Consider the following 18,171-nt stretch of genomic DNA (forward strand, 5'->3'; position numbering starts at 1 on the left):
TCGTTCCTCAATCCAACCTACTATCGACAACCTAAACTATCTCGCGTTGACATACCCGTAACCGGATTTACCCCATCGGCTCTTTCACACATTAGCGACACTTGATAACGGTCAATTAAAGCGTCTGTAAAATCAGCGCCTGTAATTTCGGCATCGTAAAAACGGCTCCGAGTCAAAGTTGCTTCTGTAAAAATGGCATTTTTCAGGTTAGCACCATCCATCGTGACGCGATCGACTAAAGCGCCGCTCAAGTTCGCTCCTTCCAAATTTGCTTTTAACAAAACTCCTTTAGTGAGAATTGCGTTAGTTAAATTTGCTCCTTGAAAATTAGTTCCCCGCATTTCTGCTGCGACAAAAGTCACACCTGCCAAATCAGCATGAGAAAAGTCACGATTTTCTAAATTTATATTGTTGTAATTGATTGTATTTATTTGAGCAAATGCCGGTTTGGGATTAAGTATTAACCAGAAAAAGGCGAGTATCAAAATCACAATCAAACCAAAAAAGCGCAGTAAAATCTTTTTCATAACTTTATTATTTATCTTTTGTCATTAGTCCTCTCTTACAAAGTTCTGATCGCCGGAAGCCGGCGCTCAGACTTTGCGCTTTGTCATTTGTCCTCTGTTAGTGAACAATAGACCTCTTGCAAAAGTCCCTAACACCCCTCCCCAAAGTATCGGGGAGGGGAGACAAAGCGTAGCTTTGGCGGGGTGAGGTTCAAATTGTTTGATTTATGCAAGAGTTCTAATGACTAATTACTAATGACTCTTAGCTATTTCCAATCTTTACCAATCCGAATTGTGAGATCAGATTCTAAATCACCAATCGCCGCTACCTCAATTTGACCCAAGCCTAAGACTTTTTGCAAATCAACTCCAACTTGTCGGTTGCCTTTTTGGACAACAATCTGAGTTTGACGTTGGGTATCTGGCCAATCAGGTACTTTGTAAATATTAGTAAAGCCTTTGTGTTTCAGATAAGCAATAACTTTTTCAGTTAACTGAGGTTGATTGGAAGCATTTTGAATAGCAATTTTGAGGTTAGGAACCTGACGCATATCTGGTTTCAGACCAGGGACATTTACCCCAACATAATCATTCAACAGGCTTTGTTGTCCAGTCATATTTAGCCAATAGCTATCAGGGTCTTTGCTAAAACGGCTAAAAGTACCAGGCAACACGGTCATTTGGAAATTATCCCGATCTAAGTTGAGGCCGAAATTCACCAACGCCATCATTTCTTCCATCTTCAGGTTGCTATCAAAGTATTTTCGCATCAAGCGAGTTAATTGAGGCAACCTGGGTAAGACGGTAGGACTATTTAAGCGTTGCAGCAGGGCTGCTATTAGTGCTTGCTGACGCTGCACTCTCGGCAAATCTCCCAAACCTGGTTCCCGGAATCGGACAAACTGTTCTGCTTGTTCGCCGTTGAGGGTTTGCCAGCCACTGACTAAATTAATCGACAGCCGACTGCTAGAGTCTTTATATTCCATTGATTGGGGAACAAAAACCTCTACTCCGCCTAACTGATCGACTAACTGCCGTAATCCACTGGTAGAAATACGGATGTAGCGATCGATTGGGGCATTGTTTAAGGTACGGCTAACTACCCGTGCTGCCAAGACTGGGCCGCCTTTGGCATTGGCATCAGATACCTTAGTTAATCCCTTTTCTCCCTTTTCTGGAATGGCGATCATCGTATCTTTGGGAATCGAAAGCACCCGTACAGATTTGTCACTAGGGTTAAGTCGTACCAGCAGCATGGTGTCGCTTTTCCCAGCAAAGCTTTCTGGTGAACCGTCAACAGTACCGTTAACTGGTTCAATCCCCATAATTAAAATATTCATCGGTCGTGAAAGCTGATACTGGGAGAGTTTGCTCCATAACTCCCCCGGTAGTGGTATTTTTACCTCGTCTTTAGTAGTAGTTCCTAAATCTTCATCTGTTCGATCTAGATTGCTCCACAACGGAGTCCACAGCGCTAAAGTTGATACCAGTAGTCCAGATAAGATGATGCCGATGACAACCGTCAAGATCCACAACAGCCATCGAGGCATGGTTAAGCCCAGTCTCTCATAAAGCTGATTGGGAATTGCGCCCACTGATTCGACAACACTACGGTTGGGATTCGCTAGCGGGTTTAGTTCTACCTCCTCCTCTAAATCCTGTACTGGTGAAGCTGTTACTTGATTTTCTGTTCGTTGAAGTTGCTGCGGTTTCACCTCAGGTTCAAATTCTACAACTTGCTGAGATGTCAACGGATTTTCTGACCATTCGACTTGTTTTATCACAATTATCTCCCCACTCAACCACTCCCTAAAAGTATGTTAATGCAAGCTACAAATATTGCCAGTGGAAAAGCTCACTGTAAACTTGTAATGTTCTTCGGTAAGCCTGTATGACAACATGAATACTTTATTGTTCCCCGTAATCCTTGCTGGTGGTAAAGGTGAACGTTTTTGGCCTCTGAGTCGCAAAAACCGACCCAAGCAATTTTTAAGTCTTGATGGTAGCTCTAGAAGTTTATTACAAGCAACCGCCGATCGATTGATTGAACTCGGTGGCGGTGAGTCTAGCGCTGCAAGAAACTCTCCCGCGACTGGCGACTGGCGAACCCCTTGGGGGTGGGATTCCTTGTGGGTAATTACTTCTAGTCAGATAGCTGAAGGGGTAAGACAACAATTACCCCATCTACCATCTCAAAACTTATTGATTGAGTCGGAAGGAAGAGACACCGCCGCCGCCGTTGCTTGGACAAGTTTAGAAATCAAACAACGCTATGGAGAAGACGCTGTTATTGGCTTTTTCCCTGCTGACCACTGGATTGCTGACCAAGAGGCGTTTGCACACACATTAAGCGCGGCTACGCAACTAGCAGCAAGCACAGCAGCGATCGTTACACTGGGGATCAAGCCTACTTTTCCATCAACCGGTTACGGTTACATTGAACAAGGTGAAAAAATAGGTAGCTTTAATGAGTTGCCAGCTTATCACGTCAACCGCTTTACAGAAAAGCCCAACCGGGAAACGGCAGAGACTTTTTTATCTACGGGACGCTTTAGCTGGAATAGTGGCATGTTCGTTTTTCGGGCAGGGGTTGTTCTCAAAGAACTACATACCCATGCGCCAGAAATTATCGAACCTTTAGAACAACATGGCCCTGATATCTATCCCCAGTTGCCTAAGAAGAGTATAGACTATGCGCTAATGGAAAAAACAACTCTAGCATACGTTTTGCCAGTTGATTTTGGTTGGGATGATTTAGGAGATTGGAATGCGATCGAACGCTTACTCAAGACAGAAGGGACTCCCAATGTAGAACTTGCTACGCACGTAGGGCTAGATACGCACGGGGCGATTATTTACGCCTCAAATCCAGAGGATGTAGTTGTTACAATTGGTTTAGAGGACGTGGTGATTGTGCGCGATCGCAATGTCACCCTCGTTGTTAAAAAAGAACGTACCCAGGAAATCAAGCAGATCCTCAAAATTCTCCAAAGCGATCCCCGATTTACCGACCTGCTATAAAAGTTAAAACCCTTGGTAGAGGCGAAAAAGCCTATTTTCCCATTATAACTTGACTTTGGGAATTGCGAATCAGGCATTGGGCAATTCAATTTTAGATTTTGGATTGACGATTTTAGATTCAAATTTAATCCAAAATCCAAAATCTAAAATCTAAAATTCTTACTCCCTACTCCCCACTCCCCACCCCCCACCTCCCCAATCCCCACCTCAAAAATGTTCCTTACCCAAACTGTTCCCCGTCAACGAGAAATTCTTGAAGTATTCCTTCGCAATGGCTGGGACTATATGCGAAGGTTACTTACTGGTGGTAAAGCTGATGAACCCCAGCTACCTACACCTGCGGTTTTAAAAAATATCCTGGTAGACTTGGGGCCAGTTTATGTTAAACTTGGTCAGCTACTTTCTACCCGTCCCGATTTACTAAACGCCGCCTATATTGAGGAACTGTCAACTCTACAAGACGAAGTACCGGCTGTTCCTTGGTCACAGATAGAAATAATCCTCCGTAAAGAATTAAAACTTCCACTAGCAGAAACCTTCAGCACAGTTAACCCGATTCCTGTAGCAGCAGGATCAATTGCTCAGACACATCGCGCTACATTAATAGACGGTCGAGAAGTCGCTTTGAAAGTGCAACGTCCGGGAATTGATTTGACTATTGCCCAAGATATTGCTTTAATTCAAGGTATTGCCGATTTAGTGGCGCGAACTGAGTTTGGGCAAACCTACGAAATCAAATCCATCGCCGAAGAATTTACCAAAGCTCTAGAAGCCGAGTTAGATTTTACCCGAGAAGCGGGTTTTACAGATCAACTGCGGCGCAACTTATCTAAAAGTCGCTGGTACGATCCCACACAAATAGTAGTTGCGGAAATTAACTGGGAATTGACCACAGCAAAATTACTGGTGATGGAATGGCTGGATGGGGTACCATTTTTATCGGCGGATTTGGACAACAACAATAATGGTAAAGACCCTGCTGTAGAGCGTAAAGAAATAACTACTTTGTTATTTCGGGTATTTTTTCAGCAACTATATATTGATGGCTTTTTTCACGCAGATCCGCATCCAGGGAACTTATTTTATCTCAAAGATGGTCGTGTTGCCCTCTTAGACTGTGGCATGGTAGGAAGACTTGATCCGCGCACACAGCAGATATTAACAGAGATGTTGTTAGCGATCGTTGATTTAGATGCTCAAAGGTGCGCTCAATTAACTTTGCAACTCTCAGATTCTGCTCAACCAGTAATTTTGTCGCGCTTAGAAAATGATTACGATCGCATGTTGCGAAAATATCATAATGTCAGCCTAACCCAAATCAACTTCAGTCAGATAATTTATGAAGTTTTACAAGTTGCCCGCAACAATAAAATTAGGTTGCCGAGTAATATGGGTTTGTATGCCAAAACCCTGGCGAATTTAGAAGGTGTAGCGCGGACATTCAACCCGGAGCTTAACTTTTTTGATGAAGTTAAACCATTAATTACAGACTTGTTTCGGCGGCAGTTATTAGGCGATAATCCAGTGCGATCGCTCCTGAGAACAGCATTAGATATTAAAAGTCTGTCTCTCCAATCTCCCCGCCAAATAGAACTGTTATTAGACCGAGTTACATCAGAAACCTTACAGTGGAATTTATCGCTGCGGGGGTTAGATGGCGTGCGGCGCACTATGGACGATGCAGCGAACCGACTATCTTTTAGTATATTAGTGGGTTCACTGATTATGGGTGCAGCAATTATATCCACCAGAGCGCAGACAACACAGCTATCTTTTTTAAGCACTAGCCTGTTTGCCGTCGCCAGTTTATTGGGTTTGTGGTTAATTATTAGTACATTGCGATCGGGACGTTTACGGTAAAACCATTTTAGATTTTGAATTTTGGATTTTGGATTGAAGGAAAAAGCGTTCGACTGAGCGCTCATGCCGTTCGCGTAGCGTTCCGCAGGAAAGTCTAAAATCTAAAATTTAATTTCTAATATAAAAAACTATGTCAATCATCATTGCTGAAAACCTGAGTAAATCTTATCCAGTCGCAGTTAAAAGTCCGGGTATTAAAGGTACAATAAACCACTTTTTTCGCCGCACCTACCGCTCAATTAAAGCAGTTCAGGATGTTTCCTTTGAAATTGCCCCTGGTGAAATAGTGGGGTTTTTAGGGCCAAATGGTGCTGGTAAAACTACCACACTCAAAATGCTCACGGGGCTGATTCATCCTTCTAGCGGTACAGTCAAAGTTGCTGGACAAACTCCGTTTCATCGCAAAGAAGCATTTTTGCAAAAAATTACCTTGGTAATGGGGCAAAAGCAGCAGTTAATTTGGGACTTACCAGCGCTGGATTCTTTGAGAATTAATGCTGCTGTATACAACATCTCTGATAAAGAGTTTCAACGACGGGTGGGAGAACTAACAGAGATGCTTTCGCTAGAAGGCAAACTTACCCAAGCAGTACGGAAGCTATCTTTGGGTGAACGAATGAAGGCGGAATTGCTAGCAGCACTTTTGCACCGTCCTCACGTATTATTCCTAGATGAACCAACGCTGGGACTAGATGTAAATGCTCAGGTGGCGGTGCGCGATTTTTTACGCGACTACAATCAGCGTTATCAAGCTACAGTGCTGTTGACGAGTCATTACATGGCTGATATCACAGCTTTATGTCAACGAGTGCTGTTGATTCACGAGGGAAGGCTGATGTATGACGGTACTTTAGATGGACTACTAAAACGTTTTGCTCCATACCGAGAAGTCCATATAGAGTTAGCCCAACCTCTACCGAGAGAAAAACTTATGACCTATGGTGATGTGCAACTCCTAGAAGGGCGATCGGTGCATTTTATGGTATCTAGAGAGGCGCTCACCCGCACCGTTTCTAAGATTTTGACGGATTTGGAGGTAATTGATTTAACAGTTACCGAACCGCCTGTAGAGGAAGTAATTGGACGAGTATTTCAGGCAGGTGTTGTATAGTTAGTGCTGAGTAAGTGGGTAATTTTTGTAGCGGTAAGTGAATAAATGAAGCGAATAATCAGAAAAGCCTTAACTTTACTGTCAGTATACTACGCCTACATGCTTGAGTATCGAGCAGAACTAATATTATGGGTTTTGGCTGGGTCTTTGCCGATTATCCTTATGGGTATCTGGATACAGGCAGCACAAGGCGGGCAGTTTGGGCTATCACCTGTGGATTTTGCTCGTTACTTCATCACAGTTTTTGTCATTAGGCAATTAACAGTTGTTTGGGTAATTTGGGACTTTGAAACAGAGGTAGTGGAAGGCAAGCTTTCGCCCAAGTTGCTACAACCACTCGACCCAGTATGGCATCATGTTGCGCGTCATATTTCTGAAAGATTTGCTCGGCTAACGTTTGCTTTTCTATTAGTGGGATTATTTTTTATTCTTTATCCCCAAGCTTTTTGGTTGCCAACTTTGAGTAGATTTTTGCTGTTTACATTGGCGGTGGTGCTAGCTTTTGTTTTGCGGTTTACTATTCAGTACACCTTTGCCATGTTCGCCTTTTGGACAGAACGGGCTAGCGCTTTAGAAAATTTTTGGTTGTTGTTTTATTTATTTTTATCTGGTTTGATAGCACCTTTAGAGGTCTTTCCAGAACCTGTGCAGAAAATAGTGATGTTTACGCCTTTTCCCTATTTGATTAATTTTCCTGCGAGTCTTTTGGTAGGGCTACCTGTGCATATAGGGCAAGGATTTGGGTCAATGGTGGGATGGATATTAGTGTTTTTGGGTGCGAATCGCTTTCTTTGGCGTGCGGGTTTGAAGCGGTACTCTGGGATGGGAGCTTAAAATAATTCGTAATTCGTAATTCGTAATTCGTAATAGAGCCTCCGGCACGCTTTATGCGTTCGTCAATTTTGTTTTTTAATGAAGAGTGCTGTTGTAAGTTTGAAATTCTGGCTCCCCGAATCCCAGATTTGGGATTCGGGGTTGGGGGATGAGGGCAAATCCTTTTCATCATGGAAGAACTAAGCTGTTCCACAAATAAACTTGCATATACTGGGCGGCCTTTCCTGCCCACCCCACAAGAGTTATATTTAATAAGGATTATGCAAGCTTATTTGTTTTTTAGCTTATAGGTTTCAAGATAGGCGTGGTTTAATTTCTAACTGGCTCAATTGCTCATCAGCGCAGAGAATTTGTAATGCCCGTTGCACAGTGGATTCTTCTGCACCTCCTTTGAGAATAGAGATTTTATAAATTACTCGATATTGTCTTAAACTTTTCTGCCGTCCCCAAAGAATAATCTTCTAACTTAAAATCAGCAAAAGGCTTCTTCTCTAACCTATCCCGTAGTGCTTCATCAAGAATTACACCTGGTGATTGTTTTTTAACACCAATGATTATAATACTTCTCTGATATTTAGTTAAATCCTGATTTGCCTGACAATCACTTTCTTGAAATTGTCCCAAGTTTAATATGCGATAACCTTTGATGCTTGGTGTATTAATAAATAAATTTTTTACTAAAAATTGTATTTGTTTAGAACGTTCTAGAGCCATTCGCTGTTGAACTTCTATATTACCTTTACAAGAAATGCCTACAGAAATAATCTCACTAGGGTCTTGCATTATATTCTGTATACCTTCTTGTTGTAAGCTCAACTTTAAAAGGTCTAGACTAATAATTTCATCATTATATTTAATTTGAAAATTGCTACCTAAAAGCCATTTATATTCTCTTGATAAAACAGCTATATTAAACTCCGCTACTTTTCCCTGGCTATCCCTACCTTCTTTATAAGGAAAATAATCAATTTGACCTTTTTTTTCTGGGGATTGTCCGTAATTTTGCATGACAGAAAATTTGGGTGTCCGCGTTGCTAAGGCTACTATACTAAGTAATCCTAATATCACTAGCAATGCTGCAAAAAATTTTAGTAGTGGTACTTCTTCTGGCTTTTTCTGTGGAGTAAATGAAGTTTTAGTAATAGGTGGTGGCAATTGCTCAATATTATAATCCCCTATTAAATCAATATTTTCATTAGTTTCTGTTAGCTTGGTTTCAATTTCTTCTAAGCGTTGTAAAATTTGCTGAGTATTGGCAGGGCGCTTTTCTATATCCGGTGCTATGAGCCAATCAATTAAATTCAATAGTAAGGGTGAGATATGCATAGCATGATTTTGCCAGTGCAATAAATTTTGCTGCATATCATACATATCTAAAGGATGGTATCCCGTGAGTAAAAATACAAATGTGCGCCCCAAGGCAAAGAAATCTGATTGGGGTACTGCTTGAGCATTCATTTGTTCTGGGGCGCTGTAGCCAGATGACATCAGTGCTGTCATCCCGTCACCGTTGTTGAGTTTGTCTGGGTAGGCTCTATCAATTTCAGTGGCGGTGCCAAAATCAATTAGTACCAAGTCCCCCCAGCCCTTCGCAAGGGGGGAGCGAATCATGATATTAGATGGCTTAATATCTCGATGCAGGTACTGTTTACTATGCACTAAATCCAAAATTTCTACCAATTGTTTTAACCAAGCTACAGCTTGTTCCTGCGAAATAGGATAATTCTGCTGCTGTTTTAACCACTGCTCTAAGTTGTATCCACCGATTTTTTCCATTGCAATGCAATGCAACACTAAACCATTTCGGGTTTGATATTGGAAGTAACTATCCTGTTTGGGAATGCCGGAATGCAAGAAGTGTCCTAATACGGTTACTTCTTGCTGAAATAGTTCTACTGCTTTGGCGTCGCCTGATAAATCCTCTTTGAGTATTTTGAGAATTTTAGGGGTATCTTGTTCATAAGCTTCATAAACTTTACTAAATCCTGTTTTGTCACTCAACAGGCTCGTCACGCGATAACGCCCTAGCAATTCCAAATGGGAACCACAACTTTGACAAAAGCGGTTTTGATGATTATCCGGGTGATTTGGTTTAGGGCAAACGGGATTGATACAAAGGCTCATGAGTGGGGAGTGGGGAGATGAGGGAGATGGGGGAGATGAGGGAGATGGGGGAGATGAGGGAGATGGGGGAGATGGGGGAGATGGGGGAATAACCCAATGCCCAATGCCCCTAGACATCGTTCCTATTCAGGACTTGCGGAAAATCGAACCTTATTAGGCGCAGAGAAGCCAGTGCGCCCTTGCGGTTAAGAGACTTGAAGCAACTGGCGCGACACGAGGAATAAGAGTTTGAGAGGTTTTTTGCGTAAGTCCTACTATTAATTCTTCTGTTGCTGTATGATAATCCCGTCCAAATAATCATGAGTTTTCTATCTGTGTTCTGCTAAGAAAGCTGCTACAGTTTGGTTAAATGCCTCTGGTTGGGTCAAAAACGGCCAATGGTTGCCAGGAACTTGGCAGATGCGTAAGTTTTTGAGATAGGTTTTGTAGGGTTCGATTTGCCAATCTTGGCGATTCAATCCTTGTTCTGGCTGAACAAAGATGGCGGGGGTGTGAAGGGGGATTGTAAAACCAGGCACTTGCATTACTGCTTCAAAAATTCCGTCGCGGGCGGCTATAGTAAATTTGCTGCCCCAACTACCATCGAGTTTTTGTTCTATTCCGGCTTGGAAGACTTGCTGTTGTAAGGAACTCCATCCTTGATATTGCTTTAACTGCTGTGCTTGTTGTTCAGCTTCTTCATAACTGGCAAAGGGTCCCATGCTTTTGAGAAAAGGCAAGAAGCGATACAACATGGGAAAAGTTACCCTGAAAAGGCTGGGCATTTTCCAGATGAAAATTGGATCGACTAGAATTATACTCCGCAAACGCTTTGGGTTTTGCCTTGCCCAGATGGCAGCTAATTTGCCTGTCCACGAGTGGCTGACAATATGGGCAGATGTCCATCCGAGATGATCCATTAGTGCTTCGAGGTCTGCGATCGCACTTTCAAAGCTATAATCTTTCTCAGGCTTACTACTTTGCCCATGTCCGCGCATATCTGGTGCAACTATGTGGTAGTCTGCTGCTAGGTAATCTCCTAAACTAGACCACACTAGAGCATGGTCGCCTAATCCGTGTAACAGTAGTAAAGGTTCTTGACCTTGGTTCCACTCTAAGTAAGAAAGTTGAATATCAGGCTTTGATAATGTTTGACGTACAGGCATCATTGCACAGCCACCAATGAAGAGATAGTTTCGCGTTTATATATTACTGCGAAAGAAGATGGACGCGACCAGATGCGACTTGACAGCGGTAACAAAGCCTTGTAATTTATTCCCAATATCAACTTTTCTCATAGGTCAAATTACTTGGATGCGATCGCGCATTTGGAGTCAGAGTAATTAAATCGTCAATATTGCGTTTCATTGTCTCGCAAATCGCATCTAGAGGTAAGTCGTTAGGGTCGTAACCAAAGGGGTTTTCTATCTCCAAGCCGATGGCTTCAATACCAAATACTGTAAAACCAACGAAAGCAGCAATTAAACCTGTCCACCAACCCAGACTATGCACTATTTGAAATGGGAACAGTAAACAATATAGTAATAATAATTGCTTAAGATGAATCGCATAAGCTAATGGCATAGGTGTTTTTAAAATCCGTTCACAAGCACCTAAATTATCCACAAGATTATTCAATAACTCTTGCATAGATGTTAACTGGTAACTATTAAGGCAATTGCGATGATACTGCTGCTGTAAATAATCTCCTATCCAAAAGGCAACCTCTATGGGGGGATTATTCATAATTTTCAGTTTTATATACTTACTAGATGGCATTAAATCCTCTAACTCGCTATTGACTCCTTCTCCCCGCAAATGTAATTTAGTTGTCACAGCAAAAGCTACCAATAAATTTAATGCTGTAATTTTATTCTCTTTATCTTCTGGAGAAATTTCGTCAATTGATACCCAAATTTGCCGTGCCAGATTTCGGGTGTTATTTACTAGAGAACCCCAGCATTTTCTCCCTTCCCAAAATCGCTCATAAGCAGTATTAGTACGAAATACAAGTAACAAACCTAAAACAATACTAGGAATAACATTTCCTAAAATAGGTTGGGAAACAGGCAAATCAAAATGGTAAAGTATAGAAATAACAAATCCGAAAGCTCCGCACCATAAAATATGTTTATAAATTGCTTTAAGAACCGAACCTTTAAGTTGCAATTTTGTGCGTAGCCATGTGAGTTTTTCGGCTATCATGCAGTCACCCTAAGAGAATATTTAGTGAACCGATAGATAAAATATCTATACTTTAAAATTAATAACTATAGTAATAGCACAATTGGCAAAGAGCATACTGTAAGAAATACTGTTGCGAAGATCACAAGATATGCTGGCGCTAATTGAGTATATGCTAAACTAAAAAACAAATAAGCTTGCATAACCCTTATTAAATATATAAGTAAGTGGGCGCAAATAATCATCACTCGCTCGTAGTTGCGCTTTAGCGCTAAAGCGCAACTACGAGGCAAATATAGAGATTTTACTTTTCGTTACATAGTTTGGTTTTATCTTGCCTAGCTACTTAGCGGTTCTCGTTTATGTGAGGTACATTGGTAAGGGCATGGCACTGCCATGCCCCTACACCTGGCGATATAATGTTGTACCGCATCTGAATGGGAACCGCTATAACTCTTGTGGGGTGGGCAGGAAACCCCGCGCAGTATATGCAACTTTATTTGTGGAACAGCTTACCTTCTGTTACAATCCTCTGAGGTAGGGGAGGCTTGCTCCCCAGCGTATTGACTTTTTGTTTGAATTTGTTCAATTGTTAATGCGTAAGTCATATAAAGGTTTGTAGTGAGCGATTGATCGCTCATAGCAAGGTTTATCAGGACTAAAGTCGTCACTACAAATTTTGATTTATTTACACCTAGCTACTTAAAAAATATTGGGTGGAGCGACGATCGCACCCCACCCAAGCTAAAATAATCTAAAATTTAACGACTAATTCGCTACTTCAGCCACTTCAATCACCCGCCCTTCATAGTCCTTGACCAAAAAATTTAGGGGCTTCTGGTTGCGAATCTTGAATTTCAAACCGCGCACTTCGACTCGCATTAAAATCATTTCCAGGCAGTCGTGATCAAAACAAACGTGGCGTTGCTGATTCTTGCTACCTAAACTCGCTCCAGTAATCACATGTAGCTGGGTGTTTTTCTTCAATTGATACCACAGCCCATCGTTGCCATTATTCATCATTTTGCTAGACAAGCTCGGCCCAGTAGACATATATAGTGGATCAATGCCAGTTGCGCCGATAGTTTGTTCGTAGTTGTAGTAGTAGTGCAATGGCACCTCAGCTGCTGGCAAATCTAGCAGCCCCTCATACAACTGTCGGGCAATCTCCAAATCCGACACCATTACAGTGTGTACTTTTGGCGCACTGGTGAGGAACATCCACATTGCGCCAGCGTAAGCTGCTAGCAGCATCACCATAATCCCTTGAGTGGAGAATAGGCTATCTAGGGGCAGGGAAGGCAGAAAGGAGCCTAAGGTAAGGGGACTGAGGAGGAACGATATCACACTAACTGCTATAACCATGAACAAATAAGGATTCTATAAGAGAGCCGATTTTATGATTGTCGATTAAGACTAAAATTAAGTCTTTGTTTCTAGTTTATCAATATTCTAGTAGTCTAAGTTTGGGCTACAAACTGGGCAACACCAAGATATTATGCGATTAACTACCGGAGTGCAATTCCCAAAACTATTTTAACAACTATCAATCGAAAGGCTTATGCAAATTCCTCATTTTCCGGAAGCTAATCACCCCCTGGTGAAGTCGCTGTTCCATCATAGCGACCATGAACTACTGACTCTGTTTCAGAGCAATCCAGATGCCGGAAAGTACTTTACGGTGATTTTTTGCCGCTATAGTCCCATAGTGTATACCTTAATTCGGCATTCGGCGCGATCGCCTGTGCAGGCCGATTATCTGTTTGCCCTCACCTGGCGGCATATCTACTACGAACTCGGTGGACTAAATTTAAGCACCTCTGAATCAGGACAAGAAACCTTAACCATGCAAAATTGGTTAATTAATATGACAGCTTTCTGTATTAATGAGATTAAGCTACCACCCACAGAAGCAATTCATTATTCTCTGCAAGCGACTTCGCCGCCGCTATGGTGCTATGTAGAACAGGCGTTAGACCAATTACCACCAGTTTTGCGATTAATCGTGTTAATGACTCAAACTTTCCACTGGAGCGAAACTAGAATCGCCGCCTATCTACAAGCCGAAGGAGAAGCGATCGCCCCTAGCGTTGTAGCCAATTTTCTCCAGGAAGGCTATCGTATGCTAGAGGACAAATTACCCGCAGATATTCGCTATATCTACTTTGGGGAAGATTTACTGCAATCATAGTTTAAGTGTAAATGCGTATATTGCTTATCTTCAATTAAAAAATTAAAACTTTTCCTTAGACCTTTTACTTAAACCCGCAACTTTAGGGGTAATTTTTATGAAACAACGGCTTGTATTCCCCAGGCAAAAGGTAGGCTTAATTCTAACTGCCCGGAATTTTTACGAAAGGGCGATTCTATTGGCGCGAACATTAGAAGATAGTAAACAAGAAGTGCAATTGCAAAATCAGTTAACTAAAATGTTTCAGCGCAAGTAGGAATAGCTTTTACAGCACAAATTCATCCCTCTCCGATACGGAGAGGGATGAATTTGTGCTGTAGTTCAAGTCAGGGAGAGGTTCATCGAACACAGGTTTATTAATTCAAGAATACTGAACCGTTTCGTTCGATTCTCATAGCACTTCTACCCTGTGCTGCATTCGTGGCTTCCTTAAATTTAACTTCTAAACTTCCTGATTCTGAAGAGGGTTGTGGAGTTACTATCAACTGTCCACCATCTTGTCGTTCAAATGTCACTGTTACTGGTACCCGTAGACCTTGCAGTGTTACATAAGATTTACCTTGTAGCGATCGCGGTGCCGTATCGCCAATCACTTGATAGGTTACATTAGCCGCAGTATCATTTACCAACCTAACATTAACTCTATTATTTGCCAGTGCGATCGTAGTGCTGGGGGTTTGCCGTGGTTGTAGTAGTTGTTGGTCACTAGAAACCGCCCCTGTTGAAGGTTGTTGAGTTTGATCGCTAGAAACTGGGCGTTGTGAACTGACACTTGGGGCTGGAGCTTCACCACCTACACCCAATGTTGTTTGCTCTGGTGATGGCGTAGCAGAGGTAGGAAGAACCCCTTGAGCAGCTAGTCTTTTAGTTAGCGCATTGGGAGGACATCCCTGCGGTACGACAACCTGACTATTATGTGGTTCTTCGTAGAAGATTCTAGGACAGGGGTTAATCTTGGGAGTAGATTGTTGTGCTACTGATTGTTGAGCTAATGCTTGAGGAATTGCTGGCAGAGCGATTAGTAATCCACCGCATATAGCGCCAAATAACTCAGCAGACTTGCGAAAATTTTGAAACTTCATATTCCTTTTTAACTCCTGATACAATTCAATTTGTCTTTCTTTAAAAGAAAAGTTTCTCAAACAGTAAATTTAATTAACGGCTGATTTATGCTGAATACATCTAAATTTTAACAACTCAGTAGGTTTTTTATCTCTAACTAGAGGTTCAAAAATAAGAGATAAGCAGACATAATATCTCATTCTAAAGTTTGACAAAATTAATCAATAAATATGATGTTAGTAACCAATTTGATTGCTAAATATTGCAGCTGTTGCTATATACATTAGTAAATAAATTCACTTGTCTACATCTGTCACAGGAAACAAATATTTCTTACCGAATTAAGACTCAAGGGTTATTGGTAAAGTGATAGTGAACGTAGTGCCAATGCCTTGAGTGCTTTCAACTTGAATATGACCCTGGTGATGTTCGACAATAGCTTGAGCGATCGCTAATCCCAATCCTGAACCAGTAGCGCTGGCTGTAGCTGTATTCCCAGTTGTATGAGTCCGTGCCGGATCTACCCGATAAAAACGGTCAAATAAGCGTGGTAGTGCTTCTGCTGGAATTCCAACTCCGGTATCACTCACTTTAACTTGCAACTGGGCGCTGGTATAACGTAGTCCAGAAACGCGATTTATTCCCTCTATCCGCGCCAATTCGACTTTTACCCGTCCACCTGCTGGAGTGTAATGCAAAGCGTTAGCAATCAAATTTGTGAACAGCCGCACCAGTTGATCCCAATTGCCCACAACGGTAAACCAATTTTCCAGTAATTCCGGGCTAGTTTCCGAAGCGGGAGGATCAACTAAGTCTAGAGAAAGAGCGATTTTTTTTTCAGGGACTAACAATTGTTGTTCTTCAACCACTTCCATCAACAAGGCATCTAGCGGACAAGGTGAAAAAATATCTTTGCTAATACCACTATCCTGTCGTGCTAAAAACAGTAAGTCATTAACTAACTTACCCAAACGCTGTGTTAATCGTTCTACCACCTTTAATTGTTGCCGATACTGCAAAGAATTAATCGCTTCTGTCTCTGCTAAATCCAAGTCAGCAAGGGCGACTTGCACATTAGTTTGAATCAAAGTAATCGGACTTCTAAGTTCGTGAGAAGCATCAGCAGTAAATTGTTTGAGGCGTTGATAAGACTCGCCTACAGGTTCCATCGCTTTACCCGAAAGAAACCAGCCACTTGCTCCCACAGAAAACACCATTAACCCAATACCTAGCGCCAAATCAAAAATTAATTGGCGGCTGGGTTTAGTTACTTCAAACCAGGGATGACTAACACGCAGATATCCTAATACTTGCCGCCCGACTTCCACTCGTTGTGTCACTTGTCGCAATAAGAGTGCTGAGTTTTGAGTGGGGTATTTATCATCTTTGCCTTTTTCTTTCTCTCCCTTAACTACGCGCACAGTTTCACCAGTGCGGTTGGCATGAATGGGAATATTTAAGGGTTCGGATAGCGTAGACCAAAGTAATTCACCAGTCGGACTAAACCATTCTAGGTCGATGTGGTCATCTTCTACGGTGTCGGTATTGCCACGAAAACTGGCTTCTACATTAATGCGAAATTTATCTGCATCAGCATTAATTGGTTCAAATATGAGCTTAGATGCACAGGGGCTTGTTGTGAGACAACGCTCTACTATTTCTACTACATGGTTAAGGGTATCATCAATCCGTTCAATCAGTGTACTACGGACGTATAAATAAACCCCACTGGCAAACAGTAGTAGTAATACAGCAGTGACAGTAGTATACCAAAGGGCAAGACGACGACGAGTAGCTTGAAACATATTTTTTCACTCCATTGTTTATTTATCCGGTTAGAAAAATAGATCAGTTTTTTACTTTTAATGATTTGATTTTGCTTGATAGGCAGCCGATGGTGCTAATTGACACTGCTGTAAGATTTAAGTTTTAACGGACTATAACCTTTCACCAGTCGTCTTGAGATGGCTTTCGTTAAGTAATGGTGCAAAATTAATTACACCATGTCATTGCGAATAGAAAGATCGCGGGAGTGTCTCCAATAGTTGCACAATGAAGCAAACATAGTTGCACAATGAAGCAAACATAAGCGCTGAGATTGTTTCTCTATGTGGGTTATTTTATTAGTTTTACTTATATTTAAAAAGGTATTTGGTTAATATTACTAATAGGTTGTTTCTAAATTGTATTATAATTTTCAGGATTTTTACTGAACTCATCTTGTCGTAAAACTCGTATCTTTGATTACATTGCTTCATGCAAACAATAACCAAGATTTCTAGTTGATGCCGTGTCAGATACTTTTAATTTTCTGTCAGTCTACCCCGTAAAAGCCACACTTTATCTCAGTTCAGAACAAGTTCTGAAGAGTTAGGTTTGGCTGCTATCAATTCAAGGGACACGGTATTAACGATACATGCCAATTTTTTAGCAAACACATCAACTATTTGGAGAATTAACTATATGATGTTACGTCGTTTTGCTTTAGCTTCTGTTTTGTTAATTGCTAGTTCAGCTGCTCCCGCAATGGCAGGTACAGCGACTTCTAACCTTGGTGTCTCAGCTTTGGTTACTGCTAATTGCACAATCTCTACCACTCCCGTAGCTTTTGGCAACTATGACCCAATAGGTGCTAACGCGAGTACTGATTTAAATGGAACTGGTAGTGTAGCAACAACTTGTACTAATGGTTCTTCTGTTGTGATTACTTTAGGGCAGGGTAGCAACGCCGATACTGGTTCTACTGATGCTGTTCCTTTACGTCGCGCTATGAGTGGAAGCAATTACTTATCGTACAGCCTGTACTCAGATTCAGCTCGTACAACTGTTTGGGAAAACACAACAGGTGTAGCAGTTACTGGAACAGGTACACCTGTAAGTAATACAGTTTATGGCAAAATGGTTGCAGGTCAAAATGTTCCTATAGGAAGTTACACGGATACTGTAGTAGCTACCGTCACATATTAACATCAAATACTTTCAGATACTCTAGTGTCAGCATTCTCGAAAGAAAACATAATTTTTCCTTTCATCGCAGTGCTTACCCATCAACAGCTTTTGTCACTTTAGTTTAGATAAAAATCAAAAGCCCTGATTACATTAGTTTTAATGAATTTAAGCCTAAGTTGTGGAGCCATCAAATTTAATGGCTTCCTGAAATAAAAAGAAGGGGCATTTGAAGAACGCAGACATAAAGGGCTTAAACAATAATTAATATAGCAAGCCTAAATCATTTGTGAACAATTATATCCCCGACTTCTTGGAGAAGTCGGGGATATTAGCCTTACAATTTTCACCAA

At 41.5% G+C, this 18,171-nt stretch carries 15 protein-coding genes and 2 pseudogenes; 8 read left to right on the forward strand and 9 right to left on the reverse strand.

The window, feature by feature from the left end; genetic code table 11:
- Positions 1–20: 20 nt before the first annotated feature.
- Both V7K73_RS13785 and V7K73_RS13790 read right to left on the reverse strand, forming a co-directional pair.
- Positions 21–527: a pentapeptide repeat-containing protein gene (locus V7K73_RS13785; RefSeq protein WP_334880794.1), complete on the reverse strand. Its 507-nt coding sequence runs from the start codon at positions 525–527 to the stop codon at positions 21–23.
- 245 nt (positions 528–772) lie between these two features.
- Complete coding sequence (locus V7K73_RS13790; protein WP_334880796.1) at positions 773–2,290, reverse strand: LCP family protein; 1,518 nt, start codon at positions 2,288–2,290, stop codon at positions 773–775.
- Between the two features lie 115 nt (positions 2,291–2,405).
- On the opposite strand from V7K73_RS13790, the gene V7K73_RS13795 reads away from it, so the two are divergent.
- The 4 genes from V7K73_RS13795 to V7K73_RS13810 all read left to right on the forward strand — a co-directional run bounded on the left by V7K73_RS13795 (position 2,406) and on the right by V7K73_RS13810 (position 7,332).
- On the forward strand, positions 2,406–3,527 hold the full coding sequence (locus V7K73_RS13795; RefSeq protein ID WP_334880798.1) for a mannose-1-phosphate guanylyltransferase: 1,122 nt from the start codon (positions 2,406–2,408) through the stop codon (positions 3,525–3,527).
- Positions 3,528–3,740: 213 nt separating this feature from the next.
- Positions 3,741–5,387 carry an ABC1 kinase family protein gene (locus V7K73_RS13800; RefSeq protein ID WP_334880799.1) on the forward strand — a complete coding sequence of 549 codons (1,647 nt, stop codon included), beginning with the start codon at positions 3,741–3,743 and terminating at the stop codon, positions 5,385–5,387.
- A gap of 130 nt (positions 5,388–5,517) precedes the next feature.
- Positions 5,518–6,498 (forward strand): ABC transporter ATP-binding protein, encoded by a 981-nt coding sequence (locus tag V7K73_RS13805; protein ID WP_334880801.1) that lies wholly within the window; start codon positions 5,518–5,520, stop codon positions 6,496–6,498.
- 45 nt (positions 6,499–6,543) lie between these two features.
- Positions 6,544–7,332, forward strand: coding sequence for an ABC transporter permease (locus V7K73_RS13810; RefSeq protein ID WP_334880803.1), 789 nt, complete (start codon positions 6,544–6,546; stop codon positions 7,330–7,332).
- A gap of 314 nt (positions 7,333–7,646) precedes the next feature.
- Here the strand turns inward: V7K73_RS13810 and V7K73_RS13815 are convergent.
- Together V7K73_RS13815 and V7K73_RS13820 are read right to left on the reverse strand one after the other, a co-directional pair.
- Positions 7,647–7,736, reverse strand: a pseudogene (locus tag V7K73_RS13815) (transposase); the annotation flags it as partial.
- Between the two features lies 1 nt (position 7,737).
- Positions 7,738–9,456 (reverse strand): serine/threonine protein kinase, encoded by a 1,719-nt coding sequence (locus V7K73_RS13820; protein WP_334880805.1) that lies wholly within the window; start codon positions 9,454–9,456, stop codon positions 7,738–7,740.
- Here V7K73_RS13820 and V7K73_RS13825 point away from each other — a divergent pair.
- On the forward strand, positions 9,455–9,613 hold the full coding sequence (locus V7K73_RS13825; RefSeq protein WP_334880807.1) for a hypothetical protein: 159 nt from the start codon (positions 9,455–9,457) through the stop codon (positions 9,611–9,613). The two genes, V7K73_RS13820 and V7K73_RS13825, sit on opposite strands and share 2 nt — an antisense overlap.
- Before the next feature lie 151 nt (positions 9,614–9,764).
- Here the strand turns inward: V7K73_RS13825 and V7K73_RS13830 are convergent, their stop codons facing one another.
- The 3 genes from V7K73_RS13830 to V7K73_RS13840 form a co-directional block, all read right to left on the reverse strand.
- On the reverse strand, positions 9,765–10,601 hold the full coding sequence (locus tag V7K73_RS13830; protein WP_334880824.1) for an alpha/beta fold hydrolase: 837 nt from the start codon (positions 10,599–10,601) through the stop codon (positions 9,765–9,767).
- Positions 10,602–10,719: 118 nt separating this feature from the next.
- The gene (locus tag V7K73_RS13835) at positions 10,720–11,640 is read right to left on the reverse strand and encodes a bestrophin family protein (protein ID WP_334880809.1); all 921 of its coding nucleotides are present in this window, start codon (positions 11,638–11,640) and stop codon (positions 10,720–10,722) included.
- Between the two features lie 747 nt (positions 11,641–12,387).
- Positions 12,388–12,984, reverse strand: coding sequence for a glyoxalase-like domain protein (locus tag V7K73_RS13840; RefSeq protein ID WP_334880811.1), 597 nt, complete (start codon positions 12,982–12,984; stop codon positions 12,388–12,390).
- Positions 12,985–13,180: 196 nt separating this feature from the next.
- Here V7K73_RS13840 and V7K73_RS13845 point away from each other — a divergent pair, with 196 nt between their 5' ends.
- Positions 13,181–13,810: a sigma-70 family RNA polymerase sigma factor gene (locus V7K73_RS13845; protein ID WP_334880812.1), complete on the forward strand. Its 630-nt coding sequence runs from the start codon at positions 13,181–13,183 to the stop codon at positions 13,808–13,810.
- 139 nt (positions 13,811–13,949) lie between these two features.
- Positions 13,950–14,066, forward strand: a pseudogene (locus V7K73_RS13850) (tetratricopeptide repeat protein); the annotation flags it as partial.
- A gap of 100 nt (positions 14,067–14,166) precedes the next feature.
- Here V7K73_RS13850 and V7K73_RS13855 read toward each other — a convergent pair.
- Positions 14,167–14,892: a hypothetical protein gene (locus V7K73_RS13855; RefSeq protein ID WP_334880816.1), complete on the reverse strand. Its 726-nt coding sequence runs from the start codon at positions 14,890–14,892 to the stop codon at positions 14,167–14,169.
- Positions 14,893–15,213: 321 nt separating this feature from the next.
- The gene (locus V7K73_RS13860; protein ID WP_334880818.1) at positions 15,214–16,677 is read right to left on the reverse strand and encodes a sensor histidine kinase; all 1,464 of its coding nucleotides are present in this window, start codon (positions 16,675–16,677) and stop codon (positions 15,214–15,216) included.
- A 658-nt stretch (positions 16,678–17,335) separates the two neighbouring features.
- On the opposite strand from V7K73_RS13860, the gene V7K73_RS13865 reads away from it, so the two are divergent.
- A complete protein-coding gene (locus tag V7K73_RS13865) occupies positions 17,336–17,839 on the forward strand; it encodes a Csu type fimbrial protein (RefSeq protein WP_334880820.1) in 504 nt (167 codons plus the stop codon).
- The last annotated feature ends 332 nt before the right edge of the window (positions 17,840–18,171 follow it).

The sequence above is a fragment of the Nostoc sp. genome, assembly GCF_036916975.1.
GTDB lineage: Bacteria > Cyanobacteriota > Cyanobacteriia > Cyanobacteriales > Nostocaceae > Nostoc.

What these genes read in the sequence shown, in the direction of transcription:
- V7K73_RS13785 (WP_334880794.1), bottom strand. Translation starts at nt 527, where the DNA reads ATGAAAAAGATTTTACTGCGCTTTTTTGGTTTGATTGTGATTTTGATA.
- V7K73_RS13795 (WP_334880798.1), top strand. Translation starts at nt 2,406, where the DNA reads ATGAATACTTTATTGTTCCCCGTAATCCTTGCTGGTGGTAAAGGTGAA.
- V7K73_RS13800 (WP_334880799.1), top strand. Translation starts at nt 3,741, where the DNA reads ATGTTCCTTACCCAAACTGTTCCCCGTCAACGAGAAATTCTTGAAGTA.
- V7K73_RS13805 (WP_334880801.1), top strand. Translation starts at nt 5,518, where the DNA reads ATGTCAATCATCATTGCTGAAAACCTGAGTAAATCTTATCCAGTCGCA.
- V7K73_RS13810 (WP_334880803.1), top strand. Translation starts at nt 6,544, where the DNA reads ATGAAGCGAATAATCAGAAAAGCCTTAACTTTACTGTCAGTATACTAC.
- V7K73_RS13825 (WP_334880807.1), top strand. Translation starts at nt 9,455, where the DNA reads ATGAGTGGGGAGTGGGGAGATGAGGGAGATGGGGGAGATGAGGGAGAT.
- V7K73_RS13820 (WP_334880805.1), bottom strand. Translation starts at nt 9,456, where the DNA reads ATGAGCCTTTGTATCAATCCCGTTTGCCCTAAACCAAATCACCCGGAT.
- V7K73_RS13830 (WP_334880824.1), bottom strand. Translation starts at nt 10,601, where the DNA reads ATGCCTGTACGTCAAACATTATCAAAGCCTGATATTCAACTTTCTTAC.
- V7K73_RS13835 (WP_334880809.1), bottom strand. Translation starts at nt 11,640, where the DNA reads ATGATAGCCGAAAAACTCACATGGCTACGCACAAAATTGCAACTTAAA.
- V7K73_RS13840 (WP_334880811.1), bottom strand. Translation starts at nt 12,984, where the DNA reads ATGGTTATAGCAGTTAGTGTGATATCGTTCCTCCTCAGTCCCCTTACC.
- V7K73_RS13845 (WP_334880812.1), top strand. Translation starts at nt 13,181, where the DNA reads ATGCAAATTCCTCATTTTCCGGAAGCTAATCACCCCCTGGTGAAGTCG.
- V7K73_RS13855 (WP_334880816.1), bottom strand. Translation starts at nt 14,892, where the DNA reads ATGAAGTTTCAAAATTTTCGCAAGTCTGCTGAGTTATTTGGCGCTATA.
- V7K73_RS13860 (WP_334880818.1), bottom strand. Translation starts at nt 16,677, where the DNA reads ATGTTTCAAGCTACTCGTCGTCGTCTTGCCCTTTGGTATACTACTGTC.
- V7K73_RS13865 (WP_334880820.1), top strand. Translation starts at nt 17,336, where the DNA reads ATGATGTTACGTCGTTTTGCTTTAGCTTCTGTTTTGTTAATTGCTAGT.